Consider the following 443-nt stretch of genomic DNA (forward strand, 5'->3'; position numbering starts at 1 on the left):
CCAGGTCGAGGGTTTCGCCGACGAAGTCCTTGCGGGACAGCGCCATGAGCACGGGCCAGCCCGTCGCGACGAGCTCGTCGGTACGGCGCAGCAGTTCCAGCCCGTGGAAGGTGTTCTTGCCGAAGTCGTGCGTGGGGTCGATGAGGATCCCCTCGCGCGGTACCCCGCGCTTCACGAGGCTCTCGGCCGCGGCCGTGGTCTCCTCCGCGACGCTGCGTACCACGTCGTCGTAAGCCACCCGGAACGGATCGGTACGCGGCTCGGCCCCGCCGGTGTGCGAGCACACGTATCCGCAGCCGAAGGCTGCGGCGACGTCCGCCAGCTCCGGGTCGGCGCCCGCCCAGGTGTCGTTGAGCAGATCGGCGCCGGCGTCGGCGCAGCGGGCTCCCACCTCCGCGCGCCACGTGTCGACGCTGATCACGAGGTCGTCGAAGCGTTCCCGC

General features: G+C 71.3%; 1 protein-coding gene. It reads right to left on the reverse strand.

The window, feature by feature from the left end:
- The coding region (locus D9V41_RS16425; protein ID WP_166376097.1) for a dihydropteroate synthase at window positions 1-443 on the reverse strand (443 nt) is incomplete at both ends.

This window comes from Aeromicrobium phragmitis, from assembly GCF_003674095.1.
Lineage (GTDB): Bacteria > Actinomycetota > Actinomycetes > Propionibacteriales > Nocardioidaceae > Aeromicrobium > Aeromicrobium phragmitis.